The organism is Shewanella sp. SG44-6, from assembly GCF_014164185.1.
Lineage (GTDB): Bacteria > Pseudomonadota > Gammaproteobacteria > Enterobacterales > Shewanellaceae > Shewanella > Shewanella vesiculosa.
Genome location: NZ_JACJER010000021.1, coordinates 18,644 through 42,510, shown reverse-complemented (window position 1 = coordinate 42,510; position 23,867 = coordinate 18,644). Strand labels below are relative to the sequence as shown.

The following is a 23,867-nucleotide window of genomic DNA, read 5'->3' as shown; positions in this document are numbered from 1 at the left end:
TTAACCGAGAGAACCACAGCACAGGCATTGGATAATGAGCACAATTGAATCAATCACCTTAATGCTAGCCCTAGTGTATAGCACTAGCCTACTGTATTGGAGTGGCAAAAAATGGGGGGCACTCGCTAGCGGAGCATTATTACTTGGTGCCACCTTAGCCAGTTTTTTTTGGCCATTATTGCTCCTATTGCTCGTGTCAGTATTAATCGTCACCGCAGTAGGGCAATACCAACCTGCATTTGCTAATGCTGAAGGTAGACCCAACCAAGTACGTGAAATTTGCCAACATTTTTTTGCCCTGGCGATGTTATTAGTCGGGGTGCAATATGCCATCAACGCAGGCTTATTATATGCAGGAGAAACACCTTGGTTAATGCGACCCGATATCGGTGATGCATTTTTACCTATTGCTGGCGGCATAGAACTTAAAGCAATTTTAACCTTAGGCCTGTGGGATCAAAATCACCCCGCGGCGGTAGTGATGCTCTGTGTCGTCCTACTTACCGGTGTGGTGTGCAAACGCGCTTTTTGTGGCTGGGCTTGCCCGCTGGGACTTGCTGGTGAATACCTGTATAAACTCAGAAAGCGTGTTATTCATGCTGAACTATTACCACCAGCATGGATTGACTGGCCACTGAGAATGGTCAAGTATTTACTACTCGCAGCGCTGCTTTATTTGGTCATTTCTATGCCATCGGCAAGTATTCCCCACTACTTAGAGGGCAATTATCACAAAGTAGCTGACTTAAAAATGGCTGTGTTTTTTATGATGCCATCCATAGCTGCACTGATAGGTTTTAGTGTTATCTTTGCCTTAGCAGCATGGCGTCGCCAAGGTTTTTGCCGTTATATTTGCCCCTATGGCGCACTGTTAGGTATTGTCAGTTTTTTAAGCCCATTCAAAATACGCCGCGATACTCAACATTGTTTAATTGATGCCAAAGGCATGAGTTGCGATAAATGTACTCGCGCATGCCCTGCTAATATATCAGTGCATACTCAAAAAAATATTCGCTCCGACGAGTGCCAAGCCTGTATGCGTTGTGTATCAGCTTGTCCAAAAAAACAAGCTCTACAATTTAGTACTCGTAATGGTATTCAGCTATCCGCCAGAGGGATATTAATAGTGTTGCTGACCACTATGTTCATGTTACCGCTATTTGCTTACGTCAGTGGCTACTGGCACAGCCAAACACCCAATAGTATTAAGATGGAACTGATACAAAAGCTTGATCGTGTGGGTCACTAATCACATCGATTTTTAGCTGAGCAATAAAAAGGGCTGCATTAAGCAGCCCTTTGAATGAATTAACGCTGTAAAAAATTATGCAGCAGGAGTCACTTTACGCTTGTTGTGCGCAATAATCAGAGCGATAAGACACACTACCCCCACCACGATACCCGCTGGCTGGCTCATCTCTTGTGGAAAACCTAAGCCAATACCGGCGGTTAAAATGTACGACAGAGTCACACAAGTACCGATAATAGCAGGCAGACTAACAATCCAATGGAACGCGCCGCGATCAAACAGATACTTAGTCGCTAGCCACAATACGCTGGTAGATAACAACATATTAGAGAATGCGAAGTAACGCCAAATTAACGTAAAGTCAATTTTGGTCATAAAGTAAGCGATAATTAACACAGGTACCGCAACTAACAGACGGTTAGTCATGCTTTGTGGAATTTTAAACGCATCGATAATGGTTAGACGTAACGATCTAAATGCAGTATCACCAGATGTAATAGGGAATACAGCAACCGCGATAACCGCCATAATACCACCGATAACACCTAAGTAAGTGGTTGCGACTTGATTAACCACCATACCTGGGCCACCTTGAGCAAGAATAGCTTTTAGCTCAACATAACCACCAGGGAATGCAGCAATACCCGCTGTTGCCCATACACAAGCAACAATACCTTCAGCAACCATGGCGCCATAATACACTGGACGAACATACTTTTCGTTGGTTAAACAACGGGCCATAATCGGAGCTTGCGTTGAATGGAAACCACTGATGGCACCACAAGTAATGGTCACAAACAATAATGGCCATACAGGTAAACCGTCTGGATTAGGCTCTAATAAATCATTGTTGTAGTGGCTGTGATTAAAATAAGCAAATACATCGCCAAATTCTGGTAGTTGTGGCGCATGGATTAATAACGCCACTGCAATAGAGGTTGTCATCACAATCATTAGCGCGCCAAAAAAGGGATAAAGCTTAGTAATAATTTTGTCTATCGGCAGTAATGTTGCGAAGAAGTAGTAAGCTAAAATAACTAATACCCAAAAGGTATTATTAGCAAAAATAGTATCTTTAAAATAATCTAAGTTACTCAGCAAACCTGCTGGGCTCATGATAAACACCACGCCAACAAAGAACAGCAGCATAGCGGTAAAGATCAACATGGCCGCTTTAAAGTAGATGTTAAAATAATGCCCTGCAATTTCAGGTAAGCTTTTACCGTCTTCCTTAATGCTCATTACGCCAGAAAAATAATCGTGTACTGCACCACCCAGTATATTACCCAGCACAATCCACACCAGTGCAATAGGGCCGTACAACGCACCTAAAATGGGGCCGAATATCGGTCCAACTCCGGCAATATTAAGAAATTGAATTAAAAACGCTTTCGCTGGATGAACAGGAACATAGTCAACACCATCTTCAAAACGCGCTTGGGGGGTTTTTGCGTTAGGGTCAATACCAGCTTGTCGTTCTACAAACGGACTATAAAACTTGTATGCAAGCAGCAGCACGCCAATACAAATAAGAAAAATCAACATTGTTTTGTTATCCCATTAATTATAATAATATTTAGTTGTGAGTTTGTTGTAGTTACAAGAATAGGTCAAGCTAGGTCTTCTTATACCAAAGTAGGGGTTGATAATCTAAAAGCGGCACAGAATGGGGCTAATTTGATAGCTTTATTGATTTTAATCACAAACTTAGTTAATTGTTGATGGAAAACCAACCTGCAACTAACAGGTTGGTTTATTTGGTCTGACCACTACTAATTTCGTTGGTAGGTCAGCTCTGTAGTGGATTCAAGTGATGCTTGGATCTCTGCCTCAGTGAATAACAATGGACGTAACTGCTTTTGTGTAGAATACAATTCACTCTGATCAGAAAAGCTCGGGCTTAGTACGTTGCTCGATTCCGAATAAGTCAAAATACCTTTTGCTTTAGGACCATCATCAGTAAAGCTGACGGTCATCATCCAACTTGAACCATAACGCACTTGATATCCTTGTGCGGTTAATCCTGATGCTGTCGCTTTACCTGTCACAACATCTAATACTGGTGCGTATTTATGTTGAGGGATTAAGGTGTCATCACCAGATAAACTGGTTGAAAATACGTTGAATCCCCCCTCAGCATTATGACTACCAGGCCAAGGTAACTTAACCCCAGAAGCACTGCCATCAGGGAGTGACTTTTCAACAAATTGCACGTCCCCTAATGCAGCATCAACAGCAAAGCCTGCCGCTTCGAGATTCAACGCCGCATGGGCTAAAGCCATTAATGCGCTGCCATCAGTATTAAGCTTATTAGGTGTGCTTGCGGCGCTCATATAATCAAACGGCTCAGTTAACATAGTATTTTGATCAAATTGATGGGCAAACTCACGAATTAACGCTCCCCCTTTACTGTCATTATCTTGTTTACCGTTCCAGGCTTTTAATGCTGCACACGATGCTGAGATATCTTTAGACAATGTTGCACTCACCATCACAGGCGTAGAACCTTGTTGATCACATTGGCTAATTAAATCAGTTAACACAATTTCAGCGAGATAGGCGCGGTTAGATAACAAAGCAGCTTCTAATTCGTCAATATTAAATTTCCCGTCATCACCCGCAGCATCATTCATTAAGGTTAACCCCATGCGAGTGCGGAGCGACAATGGGCCTCGTTCTGGTCCGTATAAAGGAGAGAAGTTTTCTAAAGGAGCAGCAAGGTTGGTCGACCAAAATGAGTTATTTGAATTTTGTACAAAGTCACTTCGCTCAAGCTTGGGCGCACGCTCGTAAGGCATAGGCTCGCTAAAACTAAATGCGGAGGTATTACCAGGTAGAATAGTAAATCCCGCCTGTGCTTTAGCCGCAACAATCGCTGGGGTGGTTCTAATAATATCGATCATTAAATCAGAAAAACCCGGCACAGTAGAATCATCAATATAAAATGCATTACCTTCTTTATCGGCATACATGGTGTTATTGAATATTACCCCATCATAATTTTTAAACGCTTGTTGAAATTCATCTTTATTGCTAGCGAGGTTCATGGCTAACCAATGATCAATCGGATCTTTGTTGGCCATATTGGCATCTTGAATAAAGAAAGCTTGACCATCATCCCACCCAAACGGCGCTAATGTTGGCGGCGCTTCAACCATTGGGCCTTTAGCTGTGGTATAAATATCTTTTTCCGCCACCAGCATGCCTGCCGCGCCGCCATTAACTAATATCGAAACCGTTTCTTTGGTGATCGGCAATGGCGACCCGTCATACAAATATTGCAATCTATCACCTGAAACTAACTCAAGGTTATACATTACAAAGTGTTCGGCGGTAGAAAAGGTATGCGTCCAAGCAACATCTTTGTTAAAGCCTATGTTAACCAACCCTGGCATACCGACTAACGAACCGCCCATCACATCCATTTGTCCTGGTATGGTTAAATGTGACTGCCAAAAGCGTAAATTACCAGTATGCGGAAAATGTGGATTACCCAAAACCATACCTTTGCCATTTTCGGTTTTGTCTTTGCCTAATCCCCAACCATTAGATCCCAAATTACGAGGATTCGTTTCTGGAGTGGTAATGTTTGCCGCACGGGCAATTAAAGTGTTGTTCATATCATGTACAAACGCGGTCTGTGCTGCAGACGGTGCCGGCCCCACTATACGCGGTAAATATTCTTGGCCATCACCGGGGTTAGCATAAAAAATCAAATCTAAAAAGTTTGCCGCACCAGGTAATAATGCAATAGAAAATAAATAGCTGGCCACATCAACACCGGTAATGGGTTTAACCCACGGCTGACCGGCGCAAAATGGTTCGCCAGTTTGAGTCCCAGCTTCAATGTCGCTAAGATATTGATTATATCCAGCACTAAACCCTTCCATTAGTGCTCGCGAATTATAACTAAACTGCGAATATTGGTTTTCAGCAAGCTGGCGTATTTTTAACGCTTTATATGCAAAGTCGGAAATGAGGTTACCGTTATCTTCACTGGTCGGAAGACCAGTTGTAAAATCAAGCGATGCATGAGGACCAAAGTACATCGACCGTTCTGAATTGGCTTTGATAAATCCATCCGCCATCACACATAAATTATCCTGCGCTTGGGCATAACCGTTACCGAAACCAAGACTTTCTAAATTGTCAGCGGTAATGTGCGGCACCCCATATTGGGTACGACGAATTTGCGCTTTTAAAGTGCCATTAGGGGCAAAAGCTTGCAGTAGAGGAGCGGCTTCAGGCTCAGGTGTGACTTGAGGAGTTTTACCGTATTGAGTGTCGTCACCGCAACCAACAATAACCACGCTAGATGCGATACCTATGGCGAGTAAGGTTTTATTCAGTTTCATTATTATTATCCTGTTGTATCCCAATGCTAATAGCAAAATGGGTGAGGTACTTAATCCCTTATGCCTCAAATTAAGCTAACAGCACGACCAACATAACCCCAGTTACCTTGATACGAATGCGCCGTAGTTAATTACAACAAAGACATGCATTTCTATTTAAGCAATCATTGTGTCGCGTGTCTACACCTTGACAAAAATAGCCAACCTAATCTTAGAAAGGCACTGAACGCTATATCGCTAACTAAGATATAATTTATGCCCAATAAAAAACGCAACCCAAAAATATTATGATTATCTTTGGGTTGCGTTAGTATGGACATGAGATTAATCGAGCCGTTATTTATTCCACGGATTGTTTGGATCAAATGTCGGCTGAGGCTTATTTTTATTACTACGCTGTGTCGCTGCATCGCTGTCATTTGAACGACTCGATGATGAATATGAAACTGATGACGGAGAAGCATATGAACGACTTTGATTATGCTTCATTTGTTCATAATCGGCGGTTGCTTTGGCTTTCATTTCTGCGACTAACTCAACCGTTAAAGGTTGCGGTTTGCGTGGTAAAATACCATCAGCAAAGCCACGTTCTCGGGGTTTTAGTTCAAATTGTGCAGAGTTACCTTTTGGCATACGCTTAAAACGATACAAATAAAAATTTTCAACGCGTTCTCTGGCCCATTCGGTTTTTTTAAGAAACTTAACACAAGCTTCTATATTGGGATTAGTGTTGAAACATTCTAAACGCAACGCGGCGTATAAAATTTTCCAATCATAAAATGCCACTAACTCAGAAATCATCGTTTCTGATTTTAAACCGTGAAGTGGATTATTTTGCTGCAGTTCTACCATGTTTTCTCATGACCTCAAAAAGCTGTCTCTACAATCTACATAGTTTACCGTGAAATGACGCTATCGTCTTTATGCATCTTGCATAGTCGCTGATGCGTATTGAAATTAAATGGACTTTCTTACAGATGACGCTTCACTATCACTTATTTCATTATTAAGCGTATAAGCGATAAATAGTGACACCCAAATAAACAACTTTATAAATTAACCAAACATCGCCTCCAAAAGACTCAACAGATACGCTAACTGTTGAGTTATCCGTAGGGGCTAAACATTTCAGTTTATGTGGCGATTTACAGCGGAATTTAGCTTACCAATCAGCTGCCAAGCTAAGTTGTTGAACTAAAGAGCTGAGCTAAAGTGCTAAACTAAAGTGCTGAGGCGCCTATAAAATCTTTTTTCAACGATAACCCATACGATGGCAAAATTAACACTACTCGACATCTCTGGTGTTGGGCATCAAGTTTTGTATTTCCATTGGCCAAGTAAACTTGAAACAAGCGCCCTTTTGCACACTCGTATCTAAGCTAATTTCGCCCCCCATGGCGACCACTATCTTTTTCACAATCGCTAATCCCATGCCACTGCCTTCCACTTCATCTCGAGGTTTTAAGGTGGTGAACATGGTAAATATTTTCTCAGAGAACTCATCAAGTATCCCTGGGCCATCATCTCTAACCACAAATTCATAAAAAGGAGCGTTCACCACCATAGATACATATACAGTGCCTTTTCCGGTGTCATGATGTTTAATCGCATTATTAATCAGGTTTCTTATCACTTGCTCAAGTGGCACACTAGCAGTCGTTATGTCGGTTGTCGCGGACTCAAACTCCAGCGAAAAGGCATTTTTGGTATTGCATAAATCAAACACATTTTCGACCACAGACTTTATATTAATTGAATGAATAACATCGCCTTTTTTGCCCGCTCTTGAATAGGAGAGTAAGTCATCTAACAGTTTTTCCATCCGGCTAATACGACCACGCATTAAGCGTAAATGCTCAGCATCTTCAGCTTCTAATTTGTCTTTTAAATCTTCTTCTAACCAGCTGGCTAATTGATCAATGCCGCGTAAAGGCGATTTAAGATCATGCGAGGCAACGTAGGCAAAGTTATCCAGTTCGGTATTACTTCTGGAAAGTTCCTCAATGAAATATTTGCGTTCTGAAATATCTTGCATGGTTCCTGCAAGCCTAACGGCTTTACCATTTTCATACTCTATAGTGCCCGCAACCTTGACCCATATGAGCTTATTGGCAGCATTAGTAAAACGCACCTCAACATTCCAATCTTTCCCCATTTCAATGGCTTCTGTAAGGGTTTTGCGGATAATCGGTTGTGAATCTGGCGTATAAAATGCAATTGCTTCGTCTAGAGATAATTTAGAACCCAATGGCAAGCCATGAATACGATAGGTCTCTTCAGAATAAAACAACTCGTTGGTGATTAAATCGAGCTCCCAGCCACCAATGCCAGCCATTTTACTGGTGCGGTCTAAATTTTCGGTGACCTTTTTTAATGCACTTGCTTCGAGTTCGCTATCCGTTAAATCAACAATAGATGAAAGCAGTTTTTTACCTTTATGCGTTTCAATAGTGCATAACCCAATGGATAACGGGAATATACTGCCATCTTTGCATAAACCACTAATATAATAGCGTTCGGTATCAATCTCTTCACCTGCGGCAATAAAGAACGATTGTCGCCAGGCTAAATGCTGTTCACGAAAAGACTCAGGCACCAGCATAGCAATATTGTTACCTAAGAGATCGTCTCTTGAATAACCAAACAGCCTCTCAGTCTGTTTATTAACTAACTCAATAACGCCATTATAATCAACCAGCAAAACCGCATTGGGTAAGGTATCTACAACCATCTCAAACAAATGCTCTAATTGCCTTCTCAATGTGATGTCAACAATACCGCAAATAGCTTGTAACTCACCCTTATATTCAATAACACTCAAACCTATCTCAAGCGGTACTTCTTTGGCGGTTTTGTGTAAGCCATATAATTCTCGACCGCCGCCCATTAATTTAGTTTCAGGTGCAGAGAAAAACGCTTGCATAAAATTAGGGTGTACATGACAAAACCTTGCCGGTAATAGTACATTCATCGATTGGCCTAACAACTCACCTTGAGAGTAGCCAAAAATACGTTCAACTTGAGTATTGGCGAGGGTGATAATACCTTGTCGATTAACCACCATAATACCATTAGGGGCATGGCTTAATATTGAGTTTAGTTCTTGCTCCATAGTCAAAACAGTATTGAGGTGTTGTTGCTTAGCCTTTAATGCGACTTCATTTTTTGTGTTCTTCAATAGCAGTATTAAAATGCCAATAATGACCCAATACCAAAAAATCACCGTGAGTGTTTTGGTTATTGCTAGGTGATTATTTGCCACCGCAAGCACCACCACTTTTCGCTGTGTATTGGTGCTATCTAAGTAAACATTCTCCTCAGAAAAAAATAATACCTTAAGCCAACTAAAAAAATCATTGTCATCCTTGGTGAGGTACATACCGTCACCAACATCAGTAAAATCGTCTTCTAGTGTGTATCGTTGACCAATATCAAAGCCAAAGGTTTTCGTCTTATCTGGATGAAGTAAGTAATCACCAGCATCATTGACTAAATAGATATTAATATTTGAGTAAGTGCTGGTGATATCTAGTTGAGAAAATAGTACTTCAGCAGACACATTAATTACGATTTGCCCAATCGATTCTTTTTGCTGTTTCGCTTGAGAAAAAACTAATGTACTCACCCGCATTACCGGTAAGTAAGGGAAGACAAGTGAGCCATTTTCTTGATTGAGATTAAAAGGCGATACGTATACATCACCCTCTTGTAATTTTTGAGCTTCAATAAAATAATCTCTATCACTTTTTTGTTGTAAAGATGAATCAGGTAACGCGATTACGCTACCTTTCATTCGTTCTACTCGAATCGTCTCAAAGCCCGTTTTACTATCAATAAAACGCGCTTGTTCTAACTCAGGAATACTTTGAATATAATATTTAAATACGTCTTTTAAGTGAGCAATATGGGTATTAAATTGGGCTTGCTGTTCAGTGTCTAATACTGGTTGGTGAGCAAGTGATGCAATGCCTTTTACATCAGGCAGTTTAGATAGGAATAAAGTTTCACGTTTTAAGTTATCTATGTGTTCTCTAAGTATGTCGGCTTTCGCGCGCGCGACGGTATCAATTTCACGCTGTATCGAGCCGACTTCTTGCCAATAAACAAAATGACAAATAATCAGCATTAACACTGCCGCAAATACAAAAGTGATTGCCGATGAATGCGGTTTAATACGATTTAACAAAGGTATTTGCTTTAACATAATTATCTCAATAGTATTTCATTACCAAATATGCAGTTCACTCACTATATGGCTAAATATTTAGCTTCAAAATCTGCGGCGCAAATCGGTTTAGAATAATAATAACCTTGTATCAAATCGCAGCCTTGAGATTGGCAAAAATCAAGCTGCTCTGCAGTTTCTACCCCTTCGGCAATCACACATAGTCCAAGGTATTTAGCAAAGTTAATCATGGCTTCAAGCACTTTATCTTGGGATTTTTTTTGCTTATAGGCAGCAATAAAACTCTTATCCACTTTTAAAGAATGAATAGGAAACAGGTGTAAATGTTTAATCGATGAATAGCCGGTACCAAAGTCATCCAAAGCTAATTTTACATTTTTTCTGGTCAGCTCATGGAGCCTTTCAACTATGTTTTCAGGGCTATGAATAATCGAGCTTTCAGTAATTTCTAGCTCTAAACAACATGGTGATAATTGACTCGATTCTAAGGCATGAGAAACTAAACTGAGCAATCGCACATCTTGTAATTGTAAGGCAGACAAATTGACCGATATGGTCAGCTCTTCGTCTAAGAGGTTATATTGCAACTGCCATTGCTTTAATTGATTACAAGCCGTTTGTAATACCCACTGACCGATCTCACTAATTAAGTTTAATTCTTCAGCCATATCAAGAAATACGCCTGGCGCTAAAACACCTCGGGTAGGATGATCCCAACGGATCAGTGCCTCAACCCCTTTAACTTTTTTCGTTTTTGTACAAATTTGAGGTTGGTAATAAACTACGAACTGCTCCAATTGCAGCGCATAAGACATTTCTTCTTCAAGAATGGCGTTGCTCTGTGTTTCTTGATGAAGAATATCGGTATACAAACAGAAGTGATTTCGACCGTTCTGCTTAGCTTTATACATGGCAATATCAGCACACTTCATCATTGCTTCAGGTGAAGAGGCAAACTCACCTAACATAGAAATACCAATACTGGCTGTTATCGAAAAAGCCGTATTTCCGACTTGTAAAGGAGGGGTCAATGCATCAATAACTTGAGTGGCAATGGCGAATGTTTGTTGCTCTGAATCAATATTATTCGCCAAAATAACGAATTCGTCACCGCCAAGACGCGCTAAACAATCACCGTCTTTAATTACTGAAGCTAATCTAGTGGCTACGTTTTGTAACAGCTTATCCCCAGTAAAATGGCCTAATGTGTCATTCACTTTTTTAAAATTGTCTAAATCGATAAACAGAAGCGCGATGTTATCACCGGTGAATAACACTCTAGTACAAGCATCTTTAAGTGTTTTCTCAAAAGTATAACGATTGATTAATTGAGTTAATGAATCTCTATTTGCTAGCCATTCTAATGCGTTATTTTTCTCACGTACTACGCCTTCAAGAAACTGACGATGTTGCGCCTGACGGATAGTTCTCATTAAACGTTCGGAATTGACCTCGGTTTTTAACAGGAAGTCGTGCGCGCCAACATTGAGTGCATTTAATGATAAAATTTCATCTTCATGCTGACTCACCATAATAATCGTTGCGTCCGTTTTTTTTCGCGCTAATAGATCTTTAATTAATGCTAAACCGTCAATATCTGGCAACCGGTAATCAATCAAGAGCACATCAACAATATTGTTTTCGAACTGAGCGATCCCTTCTGCGCCTGTTTTAGCTTCTATTATAATAATAGGCCGATGACTGGACATTAAAGCACGCCTAATTGATTTCCTATCCACAAGGTCGTCATCGATAATTAACAGCGTGATAGGTAACTCTTGGTTAGCAGCGACGTTATTCATTGTACGGCAACTCCACTACACGCCAATAATGCCCCAACATATCAACAATGTTCAAAAAGGATTCGCCAACTTGTTTTTTGACTATGTATCCAGCAACATTTTTTTTGTAGGCTAACATTTTATCTTGATCGTCACTTGAAGTAGTCAATATAAAGACAACACTTCCGCATAGGTCATCGTCAGCACGGAGTTCTTTCAAAAAGTCGATTCCGCCCATTCGAGGCATATTGATATCAAGTAAAATAATATAAGGTTTGGCAATGGCTTTTTTACGAAGCAGTTCTAGCGCTTCGATACCATCTTTGGCGCGTATGGTGGGATTAGCGATTCTAAGTTTCTTGAGGGCTCTTTCAATACCAAGGACATCTACATCGTCGTCATCAACAATAAATATTGTCACTTGCTTGTGTAGTAGAATGTTCTCGCACATAAATATTTCATCATCCTTGACATGTTAACCATAATGATTAAGAACTGTTACGGTTCAGTCATCATAAAAATAATCGTAAAATAAAAAAGAGTTAAGGTTATAATATTTAAAGTATTTAATGGCCTTTTTACGCTGATATCAACACTAAAAATATCTTAATACCAGCGTTTATTTACTGATTGCTTGATACTATCTCACAAACATAATAGTTCAAAAATAAACCACAAATCAATATTAGCTCATCTTAAACAAAATAACCCTACTTAGTCGCATTTTTAATATTTAGCGAGCTAATCGATCATCAACTTAGGCTAACTGATTAAACATGAATGTTAACGATTTACGTCAACAACAACACGGCCGCGAACCTTACCTGCCAATAAGTCACTGGCGACATCAATCGCCTCAATCAAACTGATTTCATGAACTATGTCATCAAAAATGGCAGGATCAAGGATTTCACCAAGACGTTGCCATGCTTCAATACGATCGGCTAACGGTCGCATCACACTGTCAACACCCGCTAACGTCACACAGCGTAAAATGAAAGGCGCGACACTCGCTGGAAAATCCATCCCCTGTGCTAAACCACATGCAGCCACAGTCCCACCATATTTTGTACTGGCACACACATTGGCTAATGTATGACTGCCAACAGAATCTACCGCCCCAGCCCAACGCTCCTTAGCCAAAGGTCGACCAGCTTCTGATAAGCTCGCACGATCAATAATGTCTTTAGCGCCTAACTTTTTCAAATAATCACTTTGATCAACCCGCCCGGTAGATGCCACTACCTGATACCCAAGCTTGGCCAAAATTGCGATAGCAAAACTGCCGACACCGCCATTAGCACCGGTCACTAACACTTCACCCTTATCGGGTGTGACACCATTTTTCTCAAGTGCCATTACACATAACATTGCCGTGTAGCCTGCGGTGCCAATCGCCATGGCTTGCTGCGGGGAAAATGCGCTTGGTAGTGGAATGAGCCATTCACTTTTTAAACGTGCTTTAGTGGCTAAACCACCACAATGGGTTTCACCGACACCAAAACCATTCAATAATACCGTATCACCAGCGGCAAATTTATCACTATCGCTATGTTCGACTACACCCACTAAATCAATACCAGGCACCATAGGAAATGTTCTCACCACAGGTGCTTTGCCTGTAATAGCGAGGGCATCTTTATAATTAAGCGTGCTATAAAGTACTTTTACCGTTACATCTCCTGCAGGAAGCACATTTTCATCAATGCTTTTCACTGTAGTACGATAACCTTGATCATCTTTTTCAATTAACATGCCATGAAACATTGTCTTCTCCTAATTTAGACTACTCGTCTATTAATGAATACATTTTGAGTGAACTTGTACCAACTTAAAATAGAGTGGCTAAGCTAAAATTACTTGGGTAATGCAGCCATAAAAAGATCGCAGTAATTATCCAGCGGTGTGGCCTGTTGCACCAACTTTGCTCGACTGACAGCCCCTTCCCAACCGACCCAAAAGTTTTCAGCTAAAAGTTGACAGTTTGCACTTTCTGCCAGCTCTCCATGTAATTGCGCCTCTTTAAGACACCGAGCTAGACAGTCTTGCCAACTCACCAATATCTCAATAATTTGCGGCCTAAAACTTTCTGGTAATACGCCAACTTCTTGCCCTAAGTTACCCACTAGACAACCACGCTTAAATTCATAACGGATCATGCCTGCTTTGGCATTGTCGACAAAATTCCTAATTCGCCTTAGTGGCAAAAATGATTCGTCCAGTAAATGAATTTCCAGCTTATGTAAAAAATAGTCGGCATAATTTTTCAATACCGCCTGACCAAATGCTTCTTTACTAGCAAAATAATGATAGAAGGAGCCTTTGGGGACGCCCACTTTTTTTAAAATCGGTTCAATACCCGATGAGGCAAAGCCTTGTTCTGTCAGTTGTTCGAGACCACTTCGAATAAGCTCAGCCCGTGTATCTGGATTATCACGCGACACTTTAGGAGGCCTTCCACGACGGGGTTTCTGGCTTGGACTTATATCTGCACTCATTATTATATCTAAGCTTAAATTGTTCATAATAATCATATTAGACCGAACGTCTAATTAAATACAATATTATTGTGTTTAAGCGCAACCTGGATCTCACATTCTTCAAATATCAACGCTATCACTGGGGCAACTTATGTTAATAATACATCAGATAAATGCCTAAGCCTGACTAAACTGAATAAGAATTTTAGATTGTTTAACAAGGTGATACTGGCAAAATCAGGCACTAGTAACCTCGATAAAATGTATCCACTACTTTACATAATCAACTCAACCCCAATTGCAAACCGAGCCGTTAACGCTAAAAGTGGCTTTGCGATACAAACTGTCAATCACAAAAATAATTTGAACAAAAACCATTTGAGCTGTAATTATTAGCAAGGTGAACTAATCGATACATCCGCTGCGCGAACGTGCATATTGAATCGAGTAATGGATTAGATAATCGCGCCATAACACAACGAGTCACTTTAACTGAGATGAAAAATCATCGTCAGCAATAACAATAGTGTTATGGCTTTACCATTTATCCTAACCCTCTATATGCATCAATAAAAAGTGTGTAAATCAATAAAACATAATGAAAAGTCTATTTACTTGTTACACATTAACTATCAAAAACAAACATAAGATACTGAAATAAAATATAAAAATAATTATTCGATTAATATTTCGATGATTAAACACCCTATCAAAGACTCTGATATGCCAATCAAATGGCCCTAAAACAACAAAACTGATCCTACATATAAATAAAAAATATAATTTACAACAATTTATATTCTCATGAGAGTATTCAGCTACATGATTGAATAATAACAATCGTAAAAAAGCCCTCTCCAGCTCATCAAGTATGGCCCTGTCAGCTCAAATAGCATGGCCAATAACAGCATGCACAGTCGAGATAAAACCCTATAAAGTAGCCTTATCCGATAATCAATTGGAAATTTGACGTCTAATCATGCTATTATGATTAGACCACTAACTATCTTGGTGGTTTTTTATTGTTAAATTTAAATCCTTAAACAATAAACCGATTAGCTCTAACCCAGGAGGACATTATGTCAACAGGCACTTTAAGCGAAGAAAATCTCATTACGAATATGTGGAACACAGTGACGTTAAAGCTGAAAGAAGCTTCGCAATTATTATGTTTGTGCGCTCTTTTAAGCACCTATCTCTTTGTTATGTTGAAACCTGAAGGGATTCAAAATCACAAAGCGTTGGGAGGCAAATAATTCATGCATTACCTAACCTATGTCTCATTAGCAATTTATTTCATGGTAATGCTAGGCATTGGATTGTTTGCTTATAAACAATCAACAAGCGATGTATCTGGCTATATTTTGGGTGGCCGAAAAGTCAGCCCACAAGTTACCGCATTATCAGCTGGCGCATCGGATATGAGTGGTTGGATGCTTATGGGCTTGCCTGGTGCAATGTTCTTAGTGGGTTTTGAAACCATCTATATTGCAATAGGCCTATTACTTGGTGCTCTGGTTAATTATTTAATTGTCGCGCCAAAACTGAGGGTTTATACCGAAGTAGCGGACAACTCGTTGACCATCCCAGAGTTTTTTGCAAAACGCTTTCATGCACCTAATAGCCATATACGGATTATCGCAGCGGTTATAATTGTCATCTTCTTTACCTTATATACCTCTGCAGGATTAGTTGCTGGCGGAAAGTTATTTGTTTCGGCATTTGATTTAAATTATGAACTTGGTCTAATAGTTACCTTAGGTGTTGTGGTTTCTTACACCCTACTCGGCGGTTTTTTAGCCGTGAGTATGACTGACTTTGTTCAAGGCTGTATCATGTTTGTTGCCTTGGTTTTGGTACCTATTGTTGCCTACCAAGAGTTTAGTAGTGCAGACAAAATGTTGGACTACGCTTATCAGTCGATTCCGCACTTTTCTGATGCTATGCAAAATGTCACCATACTCGGGTTAATTTCTAGTCTTTCTTGGGGATTAGGTTATTTTGGCCAACCGCATATTATTGTGCGTTTTATGGCTATCCGTTCAGTGTCTGATATTAAAATTGCCCGCAGAATTGGCATGAGCTGGATGACAGTCACTATCGTTGGTGCGCTGGCGACAGGTCTTGTTGGTATTGCTTATGCCAATAAATTTGATATGAAAGTCAGTGATCCTGAAACCATCTTTATTATATTTTCAGAATTATTGTTTAACCCTCTAATCAGTGGTTTCTTATTGGCAGCTATTTTAGCCGCGATTATGAGCACGATATCTTCACAGTTATTAGTATCATCAAGCTCACTAACTGAAGATATCTATCGAGTGGTATCAAAGAAAGAATCAACTGAACAAGAAATGGTCAAAATGGGCCGTTATGGTGTAGCAGGCGTTGCCATTGTGGCGAGTTTGTTAGCACTTGATCGTTCTAACAGTATTTTATCGTTAGTGAGTAATGCTTGGGCTGGATTTGGTGCAGCGTTCGGTCCATTAGTATTATTCAGTCTTTATAAACAAAACCTTACTCATAAAGCCGCTGTTGCGGGTATTGTCTCGGGTGCAGCTACCGTCCTCTTTTGGATATATGCTCCTGTACTTGGCGACGGAAAAGCATTAACCAGCGTGATTTATGAAATGATCCCAGGTTTTATTGTTAGTAGCGTAGTGATTTGGATTACCAGTGCTCTTGACTCGGATCCTTGTAATAAAACAGTCGATACCTTCCATGAAGCGAATCGTGTTTTAACCGAGCAACAGTAATGGAGAACAATACTATGTCAACTTCACATTGGAAACGGATTGTGGTTAAAGTGGGAAGCGCATTAATTGCGCCCCATCAACAAGGTTGTAGCAGCCATTATTTGTTAGGTATAGCCCAATTTATCGCCACCTGTCGTGCTCAAGGGTGCCAAGTAGTTTTGGTGTCTTCGGGTTCAGTTGCCGCTGGTAAACATCGATTTGCTGAAACTGCAGAGCCAAGTATTTCACTTAAAAAAGCCATGGCTGCAGCAGGCCAGGCAGATATGATGGCGACCTGGGATAAGTTATTTGACTTCCCTTCAGCGCAGCTATTACTGACCCATGGTGATTTACGCGACCGTGACCGTTATATCAGCATTAAAAATACAATTTTTACTCTGTTAGACAATGGCTTGCTGCCCATTATTAACGAAAATGATGCTGTCACAGCAGCCAAATTACGTGTGGGTGATAATGATAATTTATCAGCCATGGTGGCAGCTGCAGCAGATGCTGATGCGTTAATTATTTGCTCTGACGTAAAAGGGCTTTATAACAAAAACCCTAATTTACATGAAGATGCCACACTAATTAAGCAAGTAAGTGAGATTAATGCTGAAATCTACGCAATGGCTGGCGGAGCGACCAGTAGTGTAGGTACTGGCGGGATGCAAACTAAAATCGAAGCGGCAGAGAAAGCGATTTCTCACGGAATTGAAACCATGATTGTCGATGGATTCGATGCAGATACCTTTAATCAACTTTTAAAAGGTCAGAATCCGGGCACGTTATTTACCCCGTATGATGTACCTATGCAAGAACACTTGCATTGGATGATGCATACCTCACAAATTCAAGGTGAGTTAATTGTCGACAATGACTTTAGCGCGGACCTTGAAGAACATGATACCCAACTAACCACTGACGATGTAGTGGCCGTAAGAGGCAACTTTTCCGTCGGCGATACTGTTTTAGTGCGCAAAGGCGATGGCACTAAATTGGCAAAAGCCAAATCAAACTACAGTAGTTGTTTATTACATTTTATTGCAGACCAGGAAGATCGTGAATTTGCCAATAACGCCCAACAAAAAACGGGCCCACTGATCTCTGACAAAAACATCGCCATTTTGGAGCACATATGAGTTTAATTAAAGATTTATCGCAAGCCGCAGCAACAGCTGCACAAACTCTAGCCCTATTAGATGAAAAAGTTAAAAACACCATCTTACTTGATATGGCTCGTGCGCTTAGGGCACACAGCGACGATATCATTAAAGCGAATTTATTAGATCTTGAACACGCCGAAAAAGCTGACTTAGGCGCGGCGATGATAGACAGATTGACACTGACACCTGATCGTATTGAATCCATGGCGGCAGGCATCGAAACCGTTGCGTCATTACCCGATCCTGTCGGTATGGTGCGCGAAATATGCCAGCGACCTAATGGGCTTAACATTCAAAAAATGCGCGTGCCTTTAGGGGTTGTGTGCATGATTTATGAAGCACGCCCTAATGTTACCGCTGATGCCGGTGCGTTATGCTTTAAATCAGGTAATGCTGTGATATTGCGTGGTGGTAAAGAAGCGCTTAATTCAAGTAAAATCATTGCTTCTATCTTACAAAATGTGTTGCAAGTATATCAGTTACCTACCGCACTGATCACAGTTGTACCCGACCCAGATCGCGCTTTAATGCTGGAGCTGATGCAGCAACGTGACTTTATTGACGTGATTATTCCACGCGGTGGAGAAGGTTTGATCAACTTTGTGACAGATAACAGTAAAATCCCTGTTATTCAACACTTTAAAGGTGTTTGTCACTTATATGTCGATAAAGACGCAGACCTCGATATTGCAATGTCTTTATTACTGAATGGTAAAACCCAACGCACCGGCGTATGTAATGCCCTAGAGGGATTACTGGTACATCAAGACGTAGCAGCCACATTTTTACCGAAAGTAGCAGCCGAGCTTGCCGCACATAAAGTACGTATTAATGTCAGCAAGAATGCCCAACAATACTTTGAGCATGCCAATGTTATTAGCGATGATGATTTTGGCCAAGAGTATTTAGATTTAGAAATTGCTATTCGCCAAGTGACTGACTTTGACCATGCGATTAATCATATTCGTCGCTTTGGTAGCCATCACACAGAAGTGATTTGTACTCAAAATGAGTTAACGGCTACGCGTTTTCAACGCACAGTGGATGCCTCAGTCGTGATGGTAAATGCATCATCACGTTTTTCTGATGGTAGCGAACTCGGTCTAGGTGCAGAAATTGGTATTGCGACCAGTAAATTACATGCCTACGGCCCAATGGGGCTTGAGTCACTCACGACTGAGAAATACTTAGTCAGTGGTGAAGGCCAAGTTCGCGCATAATCCAATCGGCACCACAGATAAAAGGCCAAGCGAAAGCATGGCCTTTTCTTTTTAGCGACACTTTCGGAGGTTCCCATCGTTCAACATCAGTCATTAGATCCCAATACCTGTATCGCCTTTATCGGTGGTGGCAACATGGCCAGAGCTATTATCAGCGGCCTACTGAAACAAGGTCACAACAGTGCCAATATTCTAGTGTGCGCCCCAAGTCAAACCACCCGACACGACTTAATCGATACATTCAATGTAAAAGTACATCAAGACAATACCGCCGCAGTTGCGTTTGCTGATGTCATCATTATTGCCGTTAAACCTTTTGTTGTACCGGTAGTGTGTGAGCAATTGAGTGAAGTGATGCAGCACGATAACCGTAAATTAGTTATCTCAATTGCCGCAGGAGTCAAACATGCCACACTGCGCCAGAAATTACATTTTTCACCCAAAGTCATTTGCGCCATGCCAAACTTACCGACCGCCATTGGCGAAGGATTAACAGGTTTATACGCAAGTCCCGACACTCACAAACATGATATTGCCCTAGCAGAAAAACTCATGCGGGCTGTTGGTGAAACGGTATGGTTAACAGAAGAAAGCCAAATGTCGACCATAGTGGCGGCGGCGGGTAGCTCTCCAGCGTATTTATTCTTATTTTTAGAAGCAATGGAAAAAGCGGCTGTCGAACAAGGGCTGCCACAAGAAACTGCCACTAAAGCAGTGCTTCAAAGTGCAATGGGAGCAATATCTATGGCGATGAAAAGTCAGCATAATTTGGCTAACCTGCGCCACCAAGTGACCTCCCCTAAGGGCACAACAGAACAGGCAATATTGGCATTTCAAGATGGCGATCTCGATGAGCTTGTCGCCAATGCAATGGCGTGTGCAACATCAAGAGCAAAAGAGTTATCTATTGGTTAGCTCGATGAACTAGGCTGATGTTAATACCATTGGCCCAATGGCACTGTTCTGGCTGAGAATGACTTGATTATCGCCCGCACTCACTGATGACAGGCTCACGACTAGCTTACGCCTCGCTCACAGTAACTCTTGTTTGATCAGCTTCAGTAGAAAGGTTTCTCGTCCAATCGATAAGCCTTTTTTACTGCTATTGGCAATCGTATCTAAGTTATGCGCTATAGCCTCATCAATATCAATCCACACCGGCACCATGCCATTATTGATTTCATGGGCTTCAAATTGAGTCTCACCCAGCTGATTGTCTATCTCACAAGTGAAGCAATAAGACAGCATGTTCACCGATGTATAACCCTCTCGCTGCCATGGGCGGTATTCTTCATATAAGCCAAATTCCTTAATATTGCGGATCTCTTGCGCGCCGGTTTCCTCTTGTAACTCCCGAATGAGTCCTTGCTCTATCTCCTCGCCCGCATCGACTCCACCACCTGGTAATGAATAGTCATGATAACGTTGGGTATAAAGCATCAATATTTGATTATCACGAATGACAATTGCACGGGCAGCAATACGAGTCAGCATAGTTTTTTGATTGGCATCAATAAATTCTGCAGGAGTATCAGTATGATAACGAGTGGTTAAATAGCGCATTATACGGGTTCATCGCAATAAAAAGCGCATGATACTGTGCCAGAGCTCAGGCTTCAAGTGTGCGTATACACTCATTCAATAGCTGCTTATAACAAGTTAACACCCGTTTATTGCAAAATATACTCACTCAAACAGTGAAGCTAACTAATGTCACCTTAGTGATTATCAATATAGACAATGGCATAGCTAAAATAGCCTATACTCATACAGACAAATTATTGAGCATTAGGGACTGTTGGGTTTGCCGCTGAACTAAAGACAATCAAAAGAAATATCCATCAGCTATACACCAAACAGCTTATCTCGGGGCTCTACGCTAATTATCATCAAGTTAAGTCTGTTTTAACCGAGTCATACAATAATAGGATTTGTTTCGATACCACAGCACATAAAACAACTGACTAGGTGGCCGTTATTATTATATTTTCTCTCATAATCATTATTGCTGGTGCTCGCATAATCTGAAATATAGCCCCTATTATTACCAGGTTTAACGGTTAGCATTGATAGAATTTTACTTTGGAATTTGCTTACGATGAAATTTTGGTTAAAACAATTCGCCCAATATCCACCAGATCATCCCGATTACTGGAGAGTCCAATTAATCGGCTATACATTGCTGATTACAATGAGCTACTTTTTCATTCTTGCCCTGATTAATCTTTTGTATTTTAACAACTTAGAATACACCTTACTCGATAGTGTTGGCTTATGTATTTCATTTGTTATTTTCTACCATTTCCGCAAAACAGGACATGTTAAAATAGCCTCTTGGGCGACCACCATAATGGTGAGCAGCTTAATCATGCTATTTGCCATTTCAGCTACGGGTCAATCCTACTCATTATTTTGGTCAACGCTCGTCCCACTGATTTCATTTTTTCTTATAGGACGGAAATGGGGAACACTAATTTCATGCCTCACCTTCGCCGTATGTGCTTTTTTGGTGTACCAGCAAACTCAAGACCCTGAGCCTGTAACGATTAGAACTCAAGCCTTATTTAATATTATCGAAGTGTGTATAGCACAAATTTTACTGATTAGGTTTTACGAAAAAACTCGTTTTTCCGGCTATCAGAAACTCGCACTTCGCAATTTAGAAATCCAAAAAATGGCTGAAACAGATAAACTCACCGGGCTGTATAACCGCGACAAACTCGATAAGGTTCTAGAACAACTGCTGACCATTAAAGCCGTGAATAACGACGTAATGCCTGATTCTGGCAGCCGAGATAATAAATCGCCATCGATCGATATAGGCGGAGATGATAAAAACCCCACCGAACCAAGGTTACTTAAGCTGATATCTCGTTTTCAATCGCCTATTTCGGTAGTGATGATCGACATCGATCATTTTAAACGCATCAATGATAATCACGGTCATCTGGTAGGTGATAAAGTCTTATGTGAACTGGCGCATTTACTCCAAAGCCAAATGCGCAATGATGATTTACTAGTACGTTGGGGAGGTGAAGAGTTTGTGATGGTATTACTCAATACAACCTTAAATGACACCATAGAGCAACCGAAAGATTACGCCAATATGTCGCCAAGCAAAATATTCAAGGTATGGCACTCACAATAAGCTTAGGCGTTGCACAATACAATTCACAAGACTCTGCTGACAGCATATTAGAGCGTGCAGACAAAGCCTTATACAAAGCTAAATCACAAGGGCGCAATTGCGTGGCAGTGGCTTAATAAATGTAAATGCCACTGCATAATCAATATCAAGCAGTGACATAGCATAGTAAGCTTTTTAATTGGCTTTATTAATTGCCTCACTCAGCTCGCTATCGAGTATTTTAGGCACATAATGTTTGCCATTAATACGCTGAATAATTTGGGTCGCGGTTAAATCATGTACCACATTAATCACTGTCGATGCGGCATCGGTGATTGCACCAATGACCACTAAAATAGGGATAACTTCCATCGGTAAACCTAAGGTAGTCACAATAAAAATTTCGCCTAAAAATGCTCCCCCCGGGACTCCGCCAATGATAAATGCAGACAATACCGAAATCAAAATCGTCAGCATAAACACATCTGGAGTAAAATCGAGACCTAATAGCGAATAGATAAACACGATTTTTAGCGCAGTGATCGCTGCTGCACCACCTTTATTAAGATTCACTAACAATGGCAAACTAATCTCTGCAATTTGCTCGTTTAAGCCCATTTTAGCGGCGCTGCGAATGGTCACAGGTAATGTCGCTAATGATGAACTAGTGCCTAATGCCGTCACTGCGGGTTCAAGCATATGTTGCCAAAACTGCTTAACCCCTTTTACTCCGCCACCAATCCATGCGTATAGGGTTGAACCTAAGGTAATATATAACGCCATTGCGACAAAAAATAATCCAACAGCTCGAGCAAACGTGCCCATTAACTCAGTATCTTGGCTAGCCATGGTCGCAGCAAAATAAGCTCCAAGCCCAATAGGCGCAACATACATTAATAGCGAAATAACTTTCATGATCACAGTATTTAAACTGTCTAGCATGCGTCCAACTCTCTGGCCATCTTCACCTGATTGACCAATGGCCACACCGCCAATCACCGACATAATGATCAAAGCTAAAATGTTTGATTTAGACAATAAACCGACAAAATCATTGGTGGTTAACAAGCTAACAAAATCCATACCGCCTGATGCAGCATCAACCGTATTGGCTAAATCAAGTGTCACGCCTTGGGCAGGATCGTACGCTAACGCCAGCAATACCACACCGACAGCGGGAATAATTGCCATCACAATTGATACCAGCATAATCGACACCAGTATCGCGCCTAATTTCTTTAAATCCGTCATGTGCGCGATAGATGACATCACGCTCACAGCCACTAGAGGTACGATGATCATAAACAATAGATTAAGGAAAATTTGCCCTATCGGCTTGAGCTTTATGGCGAGTTCAGGCGCTAAGCCACCGAATAGCCCACCAAGCAATAAAGCACCCAGCAATATAATTGACGAACGATAAGCACGTAGGCTACTGAACATAATGGCTCCTAAAGACAGTTAATCAACACAAAAAATGGCCAGCAAACACGGCCTAAGGAACACTTAACGTACAAGCTAGTAATAAGTTAACTTTTAAATACAGTCACTTATCACTCAGTTGAGCG

General features: G+C 40.9%; 16 protein-coding genes and 1 pseudogene. 7 read left to right on the top strand and 10 right to left on the bottom strand.

Going from position 1 to position 23,867, the window contains the following annotated elements:
• Positions 1 to 34: 34 nt before the first annotated feature.
• Complete coding sequence (locus H5185_RS05950; protein WP_182741585.1) at positions 35 to 1,249, top strand: 4Fe-4S binding protein; 1,215 nt, start codon at positions 35 to 37, stop codon at positions 1,247 to 1,249.
• A 75-nt stretch (positions 1,250 to 1,324) separates the two neighbouring features.
• Here the strand turns inward: H5185_RS05950 and H5185_RS05945 are convergent, their stop codons facing one another.
• From H5185_RS05945 to H5185_RS05910, 8 genes are all read right to left on the bottom strand, one after another.
• Entirely contained in the window at positions 1,325 to 2,794 is a 1,470-nt protein-coding gene (locus H5185_RS05945; RefSeq protein WP_124015514.1) for a carbon starvation protein A, read from the bottom strand.
• 227 nt (positions 2,795 to 3,021) lie between these two features.
• Positions 3,022 to 5,604, bottom strand: coding sequence for an acylase (locus tag H5185_RS05940; RefSeq protein ID WP_182741584.1), 2,583 nt, complete (start codon positions 5,602 to 5,604; stop codon positions 3,022 to 3,024).
• A 336-nt stretch (positions 5,605 to 5,940) separates the two neighbouring features.
• Positions 5,941 to 6,456: a VF530 family protein gene (locus H5185_RS05935; protein ID WP_124015512.1), complete on the bottom strand. Its 516-nt coding sequence runs from the start codon at positions 6,454 to 6,456 to the stop codon at positions 5,941 to 5,943.
• 433 nt (positions 6,457 to 6,889) lie between these two features.
• A complete protein-coding gene (locus H5185_RS05930) occupies positions 6,890 to 9,808 on the bottom strand; it encodes a PAS domain S-box protein (protein WP_182741583.1) in 2,919 nt (972 codons plus the stop codon).
• Positions 9,809 to 9,852: 44 nt separating this feature from the next.
• Positions 9,853 to 11,592, bottom strand: a complete 1,740-nt coding sequence (locus tag H5185_RS05925) for a bifunctional diguanylate cyclase/phosphodiesterase (RefSeq protein WP_182741582.1) — start codon at positions 11,590 to 11,592, stop codon at positions 9,853 to 9,855.
• Positions 11,585 to 12,022: a response regulator gene (locus H5185_RS05920; RefSeq protein ID WP_182741581.1), complete on the bottom strand. Its 438-nt coding sequence runs from the start codon at positions 12,020 to 12,022 to the stop codon at positions 11,585 to 11,587. Before H5185_RS05920 ends, H5185_RS05925 begins: the two co-directional genes overlap by 8 nt.
• Positions 12,023 to 12,354: 332 nt before the next feature.
• Complete coding sequence (locus H5185_RS05915; protein WP_182697530.1) at positions 12,355 to 13,338, bottom strand: MDR family oxidoreductase; 984 nt, start codon at positions 13,336 to 13,338, stop codon at positions 12,355 to 12,357.
• 89 nt (positions 13,339 to 13,427) lie between these two features.
• Positions 13,428 to 14,069 (bottom strand): TetR/AcrR family transcriptional regulator, encoded by a 642-nt coding sequence (locus H5185_RS05910; protein WP_259395604.1) that lies wholly within the window; start codon positions 14,067 to 14,069, stop codon positions 13,428 to 13,430.
• A gap of 1,061 nt (positions 14,070 to 15,130) precedes the next feature.
• Between H5185_RS05910 and H5185_RS05905 the strand changes: the two genes are divergently transcribed.
• The 5 genes from H5185_RS05905 (at position 15,131) to proC (ending at position 20,087) form a co-directional block, all read left to right on the top strand.
• Positions 15,131 to 15,307, top strand: a complete 177-nt coding sequence (locus tag H5185_RS05905) for a hypothetical protein (protein ID WP_165870053.1) — start codon at positions 15,131 to 15,133, stop codon at positions 15,305 to 15,307.
• 3 nt (positions 15,308 to 15,310) lie between these two features.
• Entirely contained in the window at positions 15,311 to 16,807 is a 1,497-nt protein-coding gene (gene putP, locus H5185_RS05900) for a sodium/proline symporter PutP (protein WP_124015506.1), read from the top strand.
• A gap of 14 nt (positions 16,808 to 16,821) precedes the next feature.
• The gene (gene proB / locus H5185_RS05895) at positions 16,822 to 17,928 is read left to right on the top strand and encodes a glutamate 5-kinase (RefSeq protein WP_124015505.1); all 1,107 of its coding nucleotides are present in this window, start codon (positions 16,822 to 16,824) and stop codon (positions 17,926 to 17,928) included.
• Positions 17,925 to 19,172 carry a glutamate-5-semialdehyde dehydrogenase gene (locus tag H5185_RS05890; protein WP_182697533.1) on the top strand — a complete coding sequence of 416 codons (1,248 nt, stop codon included), beginning with the start codon at positions 17,925 to 17,927 and terminating at the stop codon, positions 19,170 to 19,172. Before proB ends, H5185_RS05890 begins: the two co-directional genes overlap by 4 nt.
• A gap of 75 nt (positions 19,173 to 19,247) precedes the next feature.
• Positions 19,248 to 20,087, top strand: a complete 840-nt coding sequence (gene proC / locus H5185_RS05885) for a pyrroline-5-carboxylate reductase (RefSeq protein ID WP_182741592.1) — start codon at positions 19,248 to 19,250, stop codon at positions 20,085 to 20,087.
• A 117-nt stretch (positions 20,088 to 20,204) separates the two neighbouring features.
• Here the strand turns inward: proC and H5185_RS05880 are convergent, their stop codons facing one another.
• Entirely contained in the window at positions 20,205 to 20,735 is a 531-nt protein-coding gene (locus H5185_RS05880) for an NUDIX hydrolase (protein WP_182741580.1), read from the bottom strand.
• Positions 20,736 to 21,270: 535 nt separating this feature from the next.
• On the opposite strand from H5185_RS05880, the pseudogene H5185_RS05875 reads away from it, so the two are divergent.
• Positions 21,271 to 22,436 (top strand): annotated as a pseudogene (locus tag H5185_RS05875) (GGDEF domain-containing protein).
• Positions 22,437 to 22,494: 58 nt separating this feature from the next.
• Here the strand turns inward: H5185_RS05875 and H5185_RS05865 are convergent.
• The gene (locus tag H5185_RS05865; protein ID WP_124015500.1) at positions 22,495 to 23,742 is read right to left on the bottom strand and encodes a dicarboxylate/amino acid:cation symporter; all 1,248 of its coding nucleotides are present in this window, start codon (positions 23,740 to 23,742) and stop codon (positions 22,495 to 22,497) included.
• Positions 23,743 to 23,867 lie beyond the last annotated feature (125 nt).